This window comes from Salinibacterium hongtaonis, assembly GCF_003065485.1.
In the GTDB taxonomy this organism is placed as follows: Bacteria; Actinomycetota; Actinomycetes; order Actinomycetales; family Microbacteriaceae; genus Homoserinimonas; species Homoserinimonas hongtaonis.
Window position 1 is genome coordinate 1,360,557 of record NZ_CP026951.1, and the last position, 15,245, is coordinate 1,375,801.

At 63.5% G+C, this 15,245-nt stretch carries 14 protein-coding genes; all 14 read right to left on the minus strand.

The annotated features are described in order from the left end of the window. Nucleotides 1–35: 35 nt before the first annotated feature. Entirely contained in the window at nt 36–1,490 is a 1,455-nt protein-coding gene (locus tag C2138_RS06615) for a glutamate synthase subunit beta (RefSeq protein WP_108516490.1), read from the minus strand. After that, the gene (gene gltB / locus C2138_RS06620) at nt 1,483–6,057 is read right to left on the minus strand and encodes a glutamate synthase large subunit (protein ID WP_108516492.1); all 4,575 of its coding nucleotides are present in this window, start codon (nt 6,055–6,057) and stop codon (nt 1,483–1,485) included. Before gltB ends, C2138_RS06615 begins: the two co-directional genes overlap by 8 nt. 72 nt (nt 6,058–6,129) lie before the next feature. Continuing rightward, the gene (gene lgt, locus C2138_RS06625) at nt 6,130–7,209 is read right to left on the minus strand and encodes a prolipoprotein diacylglyceryl transferase (RefSeq protein WP_108516494.1); all 1,080 of its coding nucleotides are present in this window, start codon (nt 7,207–7,209) and stop codon (nt 6,130–6,132) included. A 62-nt stretch (nt 7,210–7,271) separates the two neighbouring features. Then, on the minus strand, nt 7,272–8,072 hold the full coding sequence (gene trpA, locus C2138_RS06630; RefSeq protein ID WP_108516495.1) for a tryptophan synthase subunit alpha: 801 nt from the start codon (nt 8,070–8,072) through the stop codon (nt 7,272–7,274). Further along, complete coding sequence (trpB, locus tag C2138_RS06635; RefSeq protein ID WP_108516497.1) at nt 8,069–9,280, minus strand: tryptophan synthase subunit beta; 1,212 nt, start codon at nt 9,278–9,280, stop codon at nt 8,069–8,071. Before trpB ends, trpA begins: the two co-directional genes overlap by 4 nt. 25 nt (nt 9,281–9,305) lie before the next feature. Next, on the minus strand, nt 9,306–10,076 hold the full coding sequence (gene trpC, locus C2138_RS06640; RefSeq protein ID WP_108516499.1) for an indole-3-glycerol phosphate synthase TrpC: 771 nt from the start codon (nt 10,074–10,076) through the stop codon (nt 9,306–9,308). Between the two features lie 6 nt (nt 10,077–10,082). Continuing rightward, on the minus strand, nt 10,083–10,313 hold the full coding sequence (locus tag C2138_RS06645; protein ID WP_108516501.1) for a DUF6704 family protein: 231 nt from the start codon (nt 10,311–10,313) through the stop codon (nt 10,083–10,085). A 34-nt stretch (nt 10,314–10,347) separates the two neighbouring features. Further along, on the minus strand, nt 10,348–10,965 hold the full coding sequence (locus tag C2138_RS06650) for a Trp biosynthesis-associated membrane protein (protein ID WP_108516503.1): 618 nt from the start codon (nt 10,963–10,965) through the stop codon (nt 10,348–10,350). Then, on the minus strand, nt 10,958–12,484 hold the full coding sequence (locus C2138_RS06655) for an anthranilate synthase component I (RefSeq protein WP_108516504.1): 1,527 nt from the start codon (nt 12,482–12,484) through the stop codon (nt 10,958–10,960). The genes C2138_RS06650 and C2138_RS06655 overlap by 8 nt, the downstream gene beginning before the upstream one ends. Further along, nucleotides 12,477–12,845, minus strand: a complete 369-nt coding sequence (hisI, locus tag C2138_RS06660) for a phosphoribosyl-AMP cyclohydrolase (RefSeq protein WP_108516506.1) — start codon at nt 12,843–12,845, stop codon at nt 12,477–12,479. Before hisI ends, C2138_RS06655 begins: the two co-directional genes overlap by 8 nt. Nucleotides 12,846–12,854: 9 nt before the next feature. Then, entirely contained in the window at nt 12,855–13,616 is a 762-nt protein-coding gene (hisF, locus tag C2138_RS06665) for an imidazole glycerol phosphate synthase subunit HisF (protein WP_108516508.1), read from the minus strand. A 7-nt stretch (nt 13,617–13,623) separates the two neighbouring features. Further along, entirely contained in the window at nt 13,624–14,463 is an 840-nt protein-coding gene (hisG, locus tag C2138_RS06670; protein ID WP_108516509.1) for an ATP phosphoribosyltransferase, read from the minus strand. Between the two features lie 43 nt (nt 14,464–14,506). Continuing rightward, entirely contained in the window at nt 14,507–14,770 is a 264-nt protein-coding gene (locus C2138_RS06675) for a phosphoribosyl-ATP diphosphatase (protein WP_108516511.1), read from the minus strand. Between the two features lie 59 nt (nt 14,771–14,829). Next, a complete protein-coding gene (locus tag C2138_RS06680; RefSeq protein WP_108516513.1) occupies nt 14,830–15,204 on the minus strand; it encodes an FKBP-type peptidyl-prolyl cis-trans isomerase in 375 nt (124 codons plus the stop codon). Between the last annotated feature and the right edge of the window lie 41 nt (nt 15,205–15,245).

Consider the following 15,245-nt stretch of genomic DNA (forward strand, 5'->3'; position numbering starts at 1 on the left):
CTAGAGCGTCTGGGGCATTCCGAACGAGTCCCGATTTAGAGCGAGATGGGTCGGTCCGTCGGCCGCACTGGTGCCGGCAGAAGCGTGTCGCCCTCTAGGAAGCGGTCTACCTCAGAAGCGGCCGCTCTGCCCTCGGCAATCGCCCAGACGATGAGCGACTGGCCACGGCCCGCATCGCCGGCAACGAACACGCCGGAGTAGTCGGTTTCATAGTTGTGCGCCCGCGCAGGAACCCCCTGCTCAAACGGAAGCGACAGCTGGGATTCGAGGCCCTGGCTCTCGGGACCGGTGAAGCCCAGAGCCAGAAGCACGAGATCGGCAGGAATCTCCCGCTCAGTTCCCGACTTGGGGACTCGGCGACCGTCCACGTATTCCGTCTCGGCAATCCGAACAGCGCGTACTTCGCCGACCTCATTGGAGAGGAACTCAACGGTGGAAGCCAGGTACATGCGCTCCCCACCCTCTTCGTGGGCACTCTGCACCTCGAACAGTGTGGGAGCCGTCGGCCAGGGCTGGTGCTCGGGCCTCTCAAGAGGCGGCTGCGTACCGATGGCCAGGTTCGTGACGGAGAGCGCATTCTGACGGTGCGCGGTTCCGATGCAGTCGGCACCCGTGTCACCACCACCGAGAACAACCACGTGCTTACCTTCGGCCGTGATCTGGTCGGTCACCGTGTCGCCAGCGACGACGCGGTTCTGCTCCACGAGGTACTCCATCGCAAAGTGAACGCCAGCGAGGTCGCGTCCCGGGATCGGGAGATCACGCGGCACTGTCGACCCTGTAGCGACGATTACGGCGTCGTAGCGGGCGCGTAGATCGCTCCACGAGATGTCGTCGCCGATGTTGACACCGGCGCGGAATCGAGTTCCCTCCGCCTGCATCTGCTTGAGGCGGGAGTCGAGAACCTTCTTCTCCATTTTGAAGTCGGGGATGCCGTAGCGAAGGAGGCCACCGATGCGGTCGTCGCGCTCAAAGACGGCAACGGTGTGCCCAGCGCGGGTCAGCTGCTGTGCGGCCGCGAGCCCGGCCGGGCCCGACCCAACAACGGCAACGGTCTTGCCGGTCAGGCGCTCGGGCGGGTGGGGCTCGACCCAGTCGTTGGCCCACGCCTGGTCGATGATCGATACCTCGACCTGCTTGATCGTGACGGGTGGCTGGTTGATGCCGAGCACGCACGAGCTTTCGCAGGGAGCGGGACAGAGCTTTCCCGTGAACTCGGGAAAGTTGTTGGTTGCGTGCAGACGTTCGATGGCCTGTCGGCCCTCTCCTCTGCGCATCAGGTCATTCCACTCGGGAATGAGGTTGCCTAGCGGGCAACCCTGATGGCAGAACGGCACCCCACAGTCCATGCAACGCCCGGCCTGTCGCCGGAGCGTTGCCGCGTCACCCTGCTCGTAGACCTCTTTCCAGTCCATGAGACGGAGAGCAACGGGACGACGAGCAGGAAGCTCCCTCTCGCGGGTCTTCAAGAATCCCTTGGGATCAGCCACCGGTAACCTCCATGATGCGCTCCCAGACGACGTCGCCATCGGGGTCAAGTCCTTCAATGATTGCGGCTTCGCGGGTAGCGATGACGGCGGCGTAGTCCCGCGGCATCACCTTGACGAAGCGTTCGACGGTCTCGTCGATGTTGGCGAGCATCCGTGCGGCAACCGGTGAGCCGGTTTCGTCGCGGTGACGCTCCAGCATGTCGGTCAGAATAACCACATCACCGCTACCCAGAGGCTGCAGTTCCAGTTCTCCTGTCGCGAGTGACTCACGGTTGACTCGCTCGGCCCGCAGGTCGTAAACGTAGGCGGTTCCGCCCGACATTCCCGCTCCGAGGTTGCGCCCCGTGGAGCCGAGGATGACGGCGAGTCCGCCGGTCATGTACTCGAGCGCGTGGTCACCAACGCCCTCGACCACGCCGATCGCTCCGGAGTTGCGCACCAGGAACCGCTCGCCGACTCGTCCGCGGATAAACATGCTGCCCTGCGTTGCGCCGTAACCGATGACGTTGCCGGCAATCACGTTCAACTCAGCGGGGAAGACGCTCTCACGGTCTGGCCGGACGACGATGCTGCCGCCCGACAGACCCTTGCCCACGTAGTCGTTGGTGTCGCCCTCAAGCCTGATCGTGATTCCCGACGGGAGGAAGGCGCCAAGCGACTGTCCTGCCGAACCGCGCAGGTTCACCGTGATCGAGTTCTCCGGCAATCCCTGCGCACCGTGGCGAAGGGTCACGTGGTGACCCAGCATCGTGCCGACCGCACGCTCCGTATTGCGGATGGGAAGGTCGACCGAAACCGGCTCTCCCCCATCAATGGCCGCCTGAGCCAGGCGGATGAGTTCGACATCGAAGTGCTTGTCGAGTTCGTGGTCCTGTCCGACTCGGTTCGTTAGCGGCTCATCCGGGCCAAAGTCCGGTCCGACAAGGATCGGGCTCAGGTCGAGGCCATCGGCCTTCCAGTGGGAGACTGCGCGATCCATGTCGAGAAGCTCGCGGTGGCCGATTGCCTCCTCAAGGGTGCGGAAGCCGAGCTCCGAAAGGTACTCGCGGATCTCCTGCGCAATGAACTCGAAGAAGTTGACGACGTACTCCGCCTTGCCCGTGAACCGCTCACGCAGCTCGGGGTTCTGGGTCGCGACACCGACGGGGCACGTGTCGAGGTGGCACACGCGCATCATGATGCACCCTGAAACAACGAGAGGGGCCGTGGCAAAGCCAAACTCCTCGGCTCCCAGCAGAGCGGCAACGATAACGTCGCGGCCGGTCTTGAGCTGGCCATCGACCTGCACGACGACACGATCGCGCATGCCATTGAGCATGAGGGTCTGCTGAGTTTCGGCGAGACCCAGCTCCCAAGGCGTTCCTGCGTGCTTCAGGGAGTTAAGCGGGCTCGCGCCCGTGCCGCCGTCATGCCCCGACACCAGCACGACATCGGCCAACGCCTTCGAGACTCCGGCCGCAACCGCGCCGATCCCGTTCTGGCTCACGAGCTTGACGTGAACGCGGGCGGACGGGTTAGCGCGCTTGACATCGAAAATCAGTTGCTTGAGGTCTTCGATCGAGTAGATGTCGTGGTGTGGCGGCGGCGAAATAAGGCCGACGCCCGCGGTGCCGTGACGGGTGCGCGCGATCCAGGGATAGACCTTGCCAGCGGGAAGCTGCCCGCCCTCTCCCGGCTTAGCGCCCTGCGCCATCTTGATCTGAATGTCGGTCGCATGAGTGAGATACATGCTGGTAACGCCGAATCGGCCGGACGCAACCTGCTTGATGGCGCTGCGGCGCTCGGGGTCGAGCAGCCGCTCGACATCCTCGCCGCCCTCACCCGTGTTGCTTCTTCCGCCAAGACGGTTCATGGCGATCGCCAGGGTCTCGTGCGCCTCCTGGCTGATCGAGCCGTAGCTCATCGCGCCCGTGTTGAAGCGCTTGACGATGTCTGCCACCGACTCGACCTCGTCGATCGGTACTGCGGGTCGCGAACCGGTTTTGAGGGCGAACAGACCACGCAGGGTCATGAGATTGGCCGTCTGGTCATCCACGAGCTTGGTGTATTCGCGGAAGATGTCGTAGCGGCGAGTGCGCGTTGAGTGCTGCAGGCGGAAGATCGTGTCCGGGTTGAACAGGTGGGGCGGGCCCTCCCTGCGCCACTGGTACTCGCCGCCCGTCGACAGACGCTCGTGCGCCCGCGACGTACCCTCCTCGGGGTAGGCCGAGTAGTGGCGGGCCAGATTCTCTGCGGCAACAGCTTCAAGACCGATGCCGCCGAGCTTGGTCGTCGTTCCCGTGAAGTATTCGGCGACGAAGTCCTGGGCGAGGCCGACAGCTTCGAACGCCTGAGCGCCGATATAGGAACCAACGACGGAGATGCCCATCTTGGACATGATCTTGAGCACGCCCTTGCCGAGCGCCTTGATCACGTTCTTGACGGCCTTCTCGGCTGTCATCCCGGTAATGGCCCCGCTGCGAACAAGCTCCTCGGCCGTCTCCATTACCAGGTACGGGTTGATTGCCGAGGCGCCGTACCCCACGAGAAGGGCTACATGGTGAACTTCGCGGACATCGCCCGCTTCGACGATGAGGCCGACCTTGAGCCGGTTCTCAGCGCGGATGAGGTGATGGTGAACCGTCGAAAGCAACAGCAGCGATGGAATCGGCGCGAGATCTTTGTTCGAGTCACGGTCGGAGAGCACGATGAACTTTGCCCCGCGCTCCAGCGCGTCGTCCACCTCTGCGCAGATTGCCGCGAGGCGGTTGCGAAGCGCGTCTTTGCCCTCGTCGAAGCGATACAGGCCGCGGATGGTCGTGGTCGTTCGATTGCCCGGGGTCGAGTCGATGTGCTGAATCTTGGCCAGCTCATCGTTGTCGATGACGGGAAAGTCGAGGGCGACCTGGTACGCGTGCTCCGGAGTCGCATCCAGAAGGTTGCGCTCGGGGCCGAGGCCGCCGCGCAGGGAGGTAACGACCTCTTCGCGGATCGAATCCAGAGGCGGGTTCGTCACCTGGGCGAACTGCTGAGTGAAGTAGTCAAATAGCAGGCGTGGGCGCTCCGACAACACTGCGATCGGGGTGTCGGAACCCATCGCGCCGATCGGCTCTGCGCCGTTCTCCGCCATGGGCCTGACCAGGATTCGAACCTCTTCTTCTGTGTATCCGAAGGTACGCAGGCGGCGGGTTACCGATGCCGGGGTGTGCACGATGTGCTCGCGCTCGGGAAGGTCCTTGAGATTGATGCGACCAGCGTCGAGCCACTCTTGCCACGGCTTGGCCGCGGCAAGTTCACTCTTGATCTCGTCATCCTCGATAAGCCGACCCTCAGCGGTGTCGACGAGGAACATCTTGCCGGGGCGAAGACGTCCCTTGCGAACGACGCGGCTTGGCTCGATGTCGAGAACACCGATTTCGCTCGCGAGCACAACGAGCCCGTCGTCGGTGATGAGGAACCGGCCGGGACGGAGCCCGTTGCGGTCGAGTGTTGCGCCGACCATACTCCCGTCGGTAAACACGAGGGCGGCTGGTCCATCCCACGGCTCCATGAGCATCGAGTGGTACTCGTAGAAAGCCCGAAGATCGGGGTCGATGTCGACCTGGTTCTCGTACGCCTCGGGGACCATCATCATCATGGCGTGAGGGAGCGAACGCCCCGAGAGGCTCAGGAGCTCAACGACCTCATCAAACGATGCCGAGTCGCTTGCGCCGGGGCTGACGATGGGCATGAGGGGAGCAAGGTCGCCCAACAACTCGGACGAGAGCTGAGATTGGCGAGCCCGCATCCAGTTGCGGTTGCCCTGCACTGTGTTGATCTCGCCGTTGTGCGCGATCATGCGGAAGGGCTGAGCGAGGGGCCACGAAGGGAACGTGTTCGTTGAGTACCGCGAGTGCACGAGAGCAAGACGCGAGGTGAAGCGCTCGTCGGAGAGATCGGGGTAGAACGGCTCAAGCTGGAGCGTCGTGACCATGCCCTTGTAGACGAGGGTGCGGCTGCTGAGCGAGGGGAAGTAAGAACCGAGCGTACGTTCGGCCCGCTTGCGCAGCCGGAATGTGACCCGGTCGAGCTCAACGCCCGAAAGACGCTTCTCGTCGGCTGTTGCATGCGCCGCGACAAACAGCTGCTCGAACGCCGGCATCGCTTGGCGGGCAAGGTTGCCGAGATTGTCTGGTGAGACCGGCACAGTGCGCCAGCCGAGGACCTCGAGGCCCTCCTCGGCAGCCAACGCCTCAATGCCGCGCTTCTCCGCCTCGCGCTCCGAAGCGGATTCGGGCAAGAACGCCATGCCGACGGCATAACTCCCCATCGGCGGAAGCGGGAAGCCTGCGACGGCACGAAAGAAAGCATCCGGGATCTGCGTGATGATTCCCGCGCCGTCGCCGGTGCCGGCGTCAGAGCCGATAGCCCCGCGGTGTTCCAGATTGCGTAGTGCCTCTAGTGCAGTCTCGATGATGTCGTGCCCGGGTGTTCCCCGGAGCGTTGCCACCATCGCCAGGCCACACGCGTCGCGCTCCTGAGTGGGATCGTACAATCCGGACGCAGCGGGAACGCTACTGAACCGGGTGAAGGGATTGGGATGCGACATGCAGGACCGTCCTCGAACAAAGTACTGGGACGGCGCTGGCCCGGGTGAACCCCTGCACCCGTGCTTGGGTTGCTACGGGTTCTGGGGTGAATTACTGGAGCCGCTTGTGGCGGACTGCTCTATGTGACCCGTCTCGGAATCATCGGTGGACGCGCCTACGACCTTGTAGTCGCTGTCATCATCCGAAAACGTGTGGTCAGAGTGTACCTCACCAGCGGGCACCCACGTGCGACCATCGGCGTATGGACTCGTTTCGAGGCCAGGATGCATGCGTCCCCGCACAACGATGATGATGAGTCCGAGAACGACAGCGGCGATAGCGGCCCAGACGTTCGTTCTGATGCCCCAGAAGATCTCGCTCGGATCGATGCGGATCGACTCCCACACAATGCGTCCAGCGCCGTACCAGACCAGGTACAACCCGAAGAGGCGACCCCACTGGAGTCGGAATTCTCCCTGGGTGAAGCGGCCGGTAGTCGCGTTGCGGTGAATTCTGCGCTCGACGAGGAGCAAGACCGCGACACCGGCGAGGTTCCACAGCACTTCGTAGAGGAATGTGGGGTGGAAGAGCGTGTCGGCAGGCAGCCCGGGAGGGAAGGCCGGGTTGTCGGGGGAAATCTCGAGGCCCCAGGGCAGATTGGTGGGCAGGCCGAAGAGTTCCTGGTTGAACCAGTTGCCGAACCGCCCGAAGGCCTGGGCGAGAAGCAGACCAGGGGCCAGCGCATCCGCAAAAGTCCAGAACTTGATTCCCGTGAGGCGGCAGCCAATGAGCGCGCCGACAGCACCGCCCAGGAGCGCGCCGAAGATGGCGATACCGCCTTCCCAGACGTAGAGCACCGCCCACGGGTTGGCTCCGGCCGCGAAATAGTCGTCAGGATGCGTGAGCACGTGAAAGATGCGGGCGCCGACGATGCCGAGGGGCACTGCGAAGAGACAGATGTCGATGACGATCCAGGGCTCTGCGCCGCGCGCCGTCAATCGGCGGTTAGTGAGCCAGCCAGCGAAAAAGATGCCGACGAGGATGCAAAGGGCGTAGGCGTGGATTGAGATATCGAGCGAGAACCACTCGAGACCAAGGCTGCGAATCCACTCGCCGAAGTTGAAGACCCGCCAGCTGTCGTCCGGGCTGGGAATACTTGATGGGACGAACACTCTCGGGTTCACCTTTCGTTGAGGCTCAGGGCGAGAAGACTCACGTTCTGCCCTGGGAGGAGTTAGACCAGACTAGTGCCGCGCGCGAGTGCGCTCGCGGTGCGAACGAGACCGGCGATGCCGTCTTCTGCCAAAGATTTAACGAGCACCGAACCGACAATGGCCCCGTCGGCGTAGTGCAGCACTTGATTGACCTGGTCCGGAGTGGAGATGCCGATGCCAACGCATGTCGTAGTGGAACCGGCGTCTGTCAGACGCGCCACCAGGGTGCGGGCTGCGGCATCCAGGTCAACGCGGAGGCCGGTAATGCCCATCGTCGACACCGCATAGACGAAACCGCGGGTCGCGGCGACGGTATCCCGCAGGCGTGCATCGGTCGATGTCGGAGCGGCAAGAAAGACTCGGTCGAGACCGGTCCTATCGCTCGTCGCGATCCAATCTGCGGCCGAATCGGGGGTGATGTCTGGTGTGATGAGGCCCGAGCCGCCGGCGGAGACAAGGTCGTCCGCGAAGCGGTCGACGCCGTACTGCACGACAGGGTTCCAATAGGTCATCACGAGGACAGGAATATCTACTCGCGAGCGGATTGCCTCAACGGCTGTGAAGACATCGCGGAGGCGAAAGCCCTGCTCGAGCGCCTGCTGCGTCGCCTTTTGGATGACGAGGCCATCCATGACGGGGTCGGAGTATGGCACTCCCAACTCGAGAACATCCACGCCGTTTTCGGCAAGGGCAACGGCGGCGTCGATGCTCGTCTGCAGGTCGGGGAAGCCTACAGGCAGGTAACCGATGAGAGCGCCGGACCCGGCATCTCGTCGCGTTGAAATAGCCGCCGACACCGTCGGGATAGATGTCGTGGTCATTCCTGGCGTGCTCCCTCATCAAAAAGATCGAACCAACGGCCAGCGGTAGCAACGTCCTTATCGCCACGACCGCTGAGGTTCACGAGAATCGTGGCCTCCGGGCCGAGCTCGCGCCCGAGGCGCAGTGCACCCGCGAGAGCGTGTGCGGATTCGATGGCGGGGATGATGCCCTCGGTGCGGCTGAGGAGCCGAAGGGCTTCCATTGCCTCGGTGTCAGTCGCTGGCTGATACTCGGCGCGACCGAGGTCGGCGAGCCAGGCATGTTCAGGCCCAACGCCGGGGTAGTCAAGACCGGCCGAGATCGAGTGGGATTCGATCGTTTGACCATCATCGTCCTGGAGGAGGTAGCTCCTGGCGCCATGAAGGATGCCGGGCCGCCCGCGTTCGATCGATGCAGCGTGTCGCTCGGTGTCGACTCCGTCGCCCGCTGCCTCAATGCCGACCAAGCGCACGCTGGGGTCATCGAGAAAGGCGTGGAAGATGCCGATGGCGTTCGATCCGCCACCGACGCAAGCGGTGACGACATCGGGAAGCTTGCCGGTGAGAGCTAAGACCTGCTCGCGAGCCTCCTCGCCGATGATCTTCTGAAAATCGCGGACCATCGCAGGGAAGGGGTGCGGCCCAGCAGCGGTTCCGAAAACATAGTTGGTGGTCTCGACCGAGGTAACCCATTCGCGATAGGCCTCGTTGATCGCGTCCTTGAGCGTTCGCGAGCCCGTCGTCACCGAAACGACCTCGGCGCCGAGCAGACGCATCCGCGCGACGTTCAGAGCCTGACGCTGCGTGTCGACCTCGCCCATGTAGACGGTGCACTCAAGCCCGAACAGCGCAGCGGCAGTAGCCGTCGCGACCCCATGCTGACCGGCACCCGTCTCAGCAATAACGCGAGTCTTGCCCAATCGCTTGGTAAGTAGGGCCTGGCCAAGCACATTGTTGATCTTGTGGGACCCCGTGTGGTTGAGATCTTCGCGCTTGAGAATGATGCGCGCGCCCCCCGCGTGCTCGGCAAAACGCGGCACCTCGGTGATGATCGAGGGCCGCCCCGTGTAGGTGCGGTGCAACTCGGCAAGCTCGGCCTGAAAATCAGGGTCCGTGCGCGACTGTTGCCACGCTGCGGTGATCTCGTCGATCGCGGCCACAAGGGCCTCGGGCATATACCGTCCCCCGTACTCGCCGAAGTACGGGCCTGACTCGTCACGAAGTGCCATAAGAGATGTTCCGATCGTTCGGCGGCTAAGCCAGAAATTCCTGCAGTGTGCGCATGGGATCACCCTGAGTGACCAGCGCCTCACCGACAAGGACTACGTCGGCACCGGCAGCGCGATAGTGCGCCACGTCGTCCGAGGTCTTGACGGCGGACTCAGCAACGCGGATGACGCCCGAAGGAATCTGATCTGCAAGGCTCCCGAATAGGTTCTGGTCCAATTCGAACGTGCTGAGGTTGCGCGCATTAACGCCGACCAGGCCAGCGCCGATATCGAGAGCGCGAGCGACCTCGTCGGAACTGTGCGTTTCGACCAAGGCCGTCATTCCGAGCTGCCTGATGAGCGTGTACAACGACTGCAAACGTTCCTGTTCCAGAGCAGCCACGATCAAGAGCACAAGGTCAGCTCCCGCAGCCCGCGCTTCGAAGACCTGGTAAGGCTCTCCGATGAAATCTTTGCGCAGCACGGGAATCGAGACCGCAGAACGAACCGCCACGAGGTCTTCGAGCGAACCACCAAATCGGCGGCCCTCCGTCAACACGCTGATTGCGCTGGCACCGCCGTGTTCATAGGAGACAGCGAGGGCAGCAGGGTCGGGAATGTCGGCCATGGCCCCGCGCGACGGACTCGCGCGCTTGACCTCGGCGATAATCCTGACCCGATCAGCGGGGGCTAGAGCTTCTAGCGCATCGATTGCCGGGCGCTGATTCAGCGCATCAGCCTCGACTGCAGCCAGAGGTCGCAGAACGCGTCGCTCGGCGGCGTCGGCGATGGCCCCGGCGAGGAGATCGTCAAGCACTGCGGGTCAGTGGTCCTTGGGCGTGGAGCGCGATCCGCCAGCGCCATAGCCAGCGCGGGCCATGATCCATCCGACGATCGCGCCGACGACGAGGAGGCCAGCTGATGCCACAACCAAGATGGGCTGGTCGAACCAGAATGCGACCGTGCCTGCCGTGAACGCGATGAGCATGATGATCACCGCGGTCCATGCTGCCGGCGAATGTCCATGGCCGGGGTCTGCGTATTCGTCGCTCACTGAAACTCCTTCTGAGGTACTGATGGAAAACACTCTATCGTGCGTCTGTGGTGCCGGTTGGGTCGTCGCCCGCGCTCAGGCTGTCCCAGTCAGAGACAGGTGTGCCGTGTGGTGTGGACGAACCGCTCTGGGGTGAGGCTGGTGGAGTTGCGTCAAAGCGCTGCGACGCGCCTGGCCACCGCCGCGCTGTGAGCGCGACGAGCACTCCAGCAGCGACGACAATGAGCGCACCGCCGAGCGCGAGATACGGCCACGGCGTGACGGTCAGACTCTGAGCCAAGAGGCCCGCGGCGTGCCCCTCCAAGCCCGTTGCCGTTGCAATGGCGGGAAGGGATGCAGCCAGAGGGTCGACAAGCGCGGCCACCGCCGAGACGCCCATTGCGATGCCGATTGCGATCTCGATCACCGCCAGAATCACGCGGAGAACCGTCTTGGCAATTGCGAGCGCAGCCGTGAGTGCGAGCGCCGCAAGACTGAGAGCGGCAAGCGCTGGCGCTGCGGTCTCCCCCATAACCTCGATCGAATCTGCCAGTGCTGCTCCCGGCACGAGGTCGATCGTGAACCACACGAGCGCCCAACTGCCGAGCCCCGCTGCGGCGCCCGCGAGAGTCAGGAGAAGAGCAAGGGGCTTAGCCCACCGCAGATCAACCATTAGGAATGCGTTTCATCGCGTTTGCGACGGCAACCGCCCGAAGCGGAGCGGCAGCTTTGTTTCTGGCTTCCTGATGCTCCGAGGCTGGGTCTGAATCGGCGACGAGTCCCGCCCCTGCCTGCACCCTCGCAACGCCCTGAGAGATCGTGGTGGTGCGGATGGCGATGGCCAGGTCGACATCGCCGCCGAGCCCGAAATAGCCGACAACGCCGCCATAAAGGCCGCGCTGGGCAACTTCGAGTTCGTCGATGATCTCGAGAGCCCGCGGCTTGGGCGCCCCCGAGAGCGTGCCAGCCGGGAACGTTGCGCGGAATACCTCGAGCGGCGAAACACCGGCGCGAAGGTTGCCCTCAACGCTCGACACCAAATGCATGATGTGGCTGTAGCGCTCGACCTGCATGAACTCCGTGACCTCGACTGACCCGGGGTCGCACACCTTCTGAAGATCGTTGCGAGCGAGGTCGACGAGCATCAGGTGCTCCGCGCGCTCCTTGGGATCTCCCAGCAGATCGTCGGCGAGGGTCGTATCGGCCTCGGGAGTGGCACCTCGCGGACGCGATCCGGCGATGGGATGGCTGAACACGCGGCCGTCTTCGACCTTCACGAGCGCCTCGGGGGACGATCCGACAACCCAATATGGCTCACCATCGACTCCGGCGAGAGCCAGGAGATACATGTACGGGCTGGGGTTCAGCGTGCGCAGAACCCGATAGACGTCGATAGGTTCCGCGATGGCGTCATGGTCGAAGCGCTGCGAGATAACGACTTGGAAAACATCCCCATCGCGGATGAACTTTTTTGACTTCTCGACGGCGGCGAAGAAATCTTCTGGCTGGATGCGCGGAGTGGGCTCGGGTGCGATCGACAGGTCGACCTCGGCGAGCCACGCCTCTGAGGGCTGGGCCAGCTTCTTCTGCAGCGCATCAAGACGGCCCTGTGCGTCGTGCCAGAGAGCATCCGCGGTATCGACACCATCGTTCAGGGCCGCCGCGACAAGCAGCACTGAGCCTGTTCGGTGATCCATTACCGCGAGCTCCGAGACGAAGGTGAGCGCCTGGCCGGGAATGGCGTAATCGGCTGGCGGCGCATCGGGCAGGCGCTCGATCTGGCGCACGGCCTCCCAACCAATGAACCCGACAAGGCCCCCGGTCAGCGGCGGATGCCCGGCAACCTTGGGGGTGGCCCAGCGACGATGAAGGTGGTCGACCGCGTCGAGAGGCCCAGATGGCCATGTCTCGCCGAGAGCGCGGTCGGCCGAAAGCCCGTAGTCAATCCAACGCGCGTGACCCCCATCGCTCGTGAGAACCCCGAACGACCCGATGCCAATGAACGAAAAGCGCGACCAGATGCCGCCCTGTTCCGCCGATTCCAGCAGAAAGGACCCGGGGCGTCCATCCGCCAGCTTGCGGTATATGCCCACGGGGGTCTCTCCGTCGGCGAAGAGCTCACGGATGACCGGGATTACCCTGTGGTCGGCGATAAGCGAGTCAAAATGCTCGCGGGTCGTTGAATCATTCATCGTCTGGATGTCCAATGGCGGGGTCGAGGGGGTCGACGTCAAAGCAGCGGCGAGCCCCAGTGTGACAGGCTGCCCCAACCTGATCTACGGTCACCAGCAGCGTGTCGGCGTCGCAATCGAGAGCGGCCCCTCGCACGTACTGAACGTTGCCCGAGGTATCGCCCTTGCGCCAGTACTCCTGGCGAGAGCGCGACCAGAACGTGACGCGACCCTCCGTAAGGGTTCTCCGCAGCGCCTCGGCGTCCATCCAGCCCATCATGAGCACTTCGAGGGTGTCATGCTGCTGAATGATGGCCGGCAGCAGACCGTCGGAGCTGAACTTGGCTCGGGCGACTACGGCTGAGGCATCGGTGGTCGACATTGTGGATTCCTATCTCACCGGAAGGCCGGCAGTGCGAAGGCTGTCTTTGACCTCGCCGATGGTCAGCTCGCCGTTATGAAAGACCGATGCGGCGAGAACCGCATCCGCCCCGGCCTTAACGGCGGGAGCAAAGTGCTCAACGGCGCCTGCTCCCCCGCTGGCGATGACCGGCACAGAGCTGATCTCGCGCATCGCAGCGATCAGTTCGAGGTCGAAGCCGTTCTTGGTGCCGTCGGCGTCGATCGAGTTGACCAGAAGTTCGCCGGCCCCCCGTTCGATCGCCTCTGTTGCCCACGCGAGTGCATCCAGGTCTGTTTCGGTGCGACCTCCATGGGTCGTGACGACGAAGCCCGACGGTGTGCGGTCCGACCGTTTGAGGTCGAGCGAGAGTACGAGGGCCTGAGCACCAAACCGGTCTGCAATCTCAGACAGCAGGGCAGGCCGGGCGATAGCCGCGCTGTTCACTCCGACCTTGTCGGCGCCATGGCCTTGGAGACGGGACACATCATCCGTGGTGCGGATGCCGCCGCCAACGGTGAGAGGAATAAACACCTGCTCGGCCGTGGCCTGGACGACGTCGTACATCGTCGACCGATTGTCGACGGTCGCCGTCACGTCGAGAAAAGTGATCTCGTCTGCACCCTGGTCAAAATACCGGGCCGCAAGCTCCACCGGGTCGCCGGCATCGCGCAGATTGAGAAAGTTGACGCCTTTGACCACGCGACCCGCGGCCACATCGAGACAGGGAATGACGCGAACTGCAAGAGACATGCTGCTCCTAGAGACGCGCTGCGTGGATCGGGCTGACCAGGATTGCGCGCGCACCCAGGTCATAAAGCTGATCCATGATGCGGTTCATGCCGACGCGTTTGACCATGACTCGAACGGCCACCCACTCCTTGTCGCGCAGCGGCGAGACCGTGGGCGACTCGAGGCCGGGCGTGACAGCCGCGGCCGCCTCGACAAGCTCGGCGGGCAGGTCGTAATCCATCATCACGTATTGCCGTGCGACAAGAACGCCCTGGAGGCGTCGGTGGAGCGTCGAAAGCCCTGGTACGTCGGGGCGGGCTCCGATGAGCACGGCACTCGACTCGAGAATGACGGGGCCGAAGATCTCAAGGCCCTGGGCCCGAAGAGTTGAGCCGGTCGACACGACATCGGCGACGGCATCGGCAACGCCCAGTTTGACGGCAGACTCGACAGCGCCATCCAAACTCACCAGCTTGGCCGTGACTCCGTGCTTGGCAAGGAAGTCCTCGACGAGCCCCGGGTAGCTCGTCGCCACCCGAACTCCTTCGAGGTCGGAGAGGGATGTGAAGCGGTTTGCTGGACCTGCGAAGCGAAAGGTGGAGTCCCCGAAGTCGAGACTCGCGATCTCGGCCGCAGGAGAGCGGGAATCGAGGAGCAAATCGCGACCGGTAATGCCGACATCGAGCGCGCCTGAGCCGACGTAGGTGGCGATGTCGCGCGGTCGAAGATAGAAGAACTCAACGTCGTTGAGCGGGTCGGCTACCGTAAGGGCGCGGGGGTCGCGGCGACCGGCATAACCAGCCTCCCGCAGCATCTCTGCGGCCGTTTCGGAAAGCGATCCCTTGTTGGGAATTGCGATGCGAAGCATGTTTTTCTCTCTGTAGGTGATCTAGCTCGGCGAGGGGCGACGATCACAGATGTCGGTAAACATCCTCGAGCGTCAGGCCCTTGGCAACCATGAGCACCTGCAGGTGGTAGATCAGCTGGGAGATTTCTTCTGCGGCCTCAGCGTCGGATTCGTACTCTGCTGCCATCCAAACTTCGGCGGCCTCTTCGACGATCTTCTTGCCGATCGCGTGCACGCCGGCATCGAGTTCTGCGACAGTGCGCGAACCCTCCGGCCGGGACAGGGCCTTCTGCCCGAGCTCTGCGAACAATTCGTCGAAGGTTTTCACAGGCTCAACGTTACTAGGTGCAGAAGGCCCGTCCGGCACAGAACGGGAGTTAACGCCGCTTAGCTCACGCCGAGCAGGTCGATCACGAAGATCAGGGTGCGACCCGAGAGGCGGTGCCCGCCACCGGCGGGACCGTAGGCGAGGTGCGGGGGGCAGATCAACTCGCGGCGGCCACCAACCTTCATCCCGGGAATGCCCTCCTGCCATCCGGCGATGAGGCTGCCGAGGGGAAAGTTAATGGACTGGTTGCGGCTCCACGAAGAGTCGAACTCTTCGCCCGTCTCGAGGTCGACCCCGAGGTAGTGCACGTCGACGGTAGATCCGGGCTGCGCCTCGGCGCCGGTTCCGACCTCAATGTCGCGGATGACGAGCTCTGTGGGCGCCTCTCCGTCGTGGAAATCGATTTCTGGTTTGGTGCGGTTGAATTCACTCATCCCCCCATCCAAGCAGATATGACTGCGGCGGAGTCGAGCAG

Bases quoted from the DNA above. Each gene is read 5' to 3' on its own strand.
- gltB (WP_108516492.1), bottom strand. From the start codon at position 6,057: ATGTCGCATCCCAATCCCTTCACCCGGTTCAGTAGCGTTCCCGCTGCG.
- trpA (WP_108516495.1), bottom strand. From the start codon at position 8,072: ATGACCACGACATCTATCCCGACGGTGTCGGCGGCTATTTCAACGCGA.
- trpB (WP_108516497.1), bottom strand. From the start codon at position 9,280: ATGGCACTTCGTGACGAGTCAGGCCCGTACTTCGGCGAGTACGGGGGA.
- C2138_RS06650 (WP_108516503.1), bottom strand. From the start codon at position 10,965: ATGGTTGATCTGCGGTGGGCTAAGCCCCTTGCTCTTCTCCTGACTCTC.
- C2138_RS06655 (WP_108516504.1), bottom strand. From the start codon at position 12,484: ATGAATGATTCAACGACCCGCGAGCATTTTGACTCGCTTATCGCCGAC.
- hisI (WP_108516506.1), bottom strand. From the start codon at position 12,845: ATGTCGACCACCGATGCCTCAGCCGTAGTCGCCCGAGCCAAGTTCAGC.
- hisF (WP_108516508.1), bottom strand. From the start codon at position 13,616: ATGTCTCTTGCAGTTCGCGTCATTCCCTGTCTCGATGTGGCCGCGGGT.
- hisG (WP_108516509.1), bottom strand. From the start codon at position 14,463: ATGCTTCGCATCGCAATTCCCAACAAGGGATCGCTTTCCGAAACGGCC.
- C2138_RS06680 (WP_108516513.1), bottom strand. From the start codon at position 15,204: ATGAGTGAATTCAACCGCACCAAACCAGAAATCGATTTCCACGACGGA.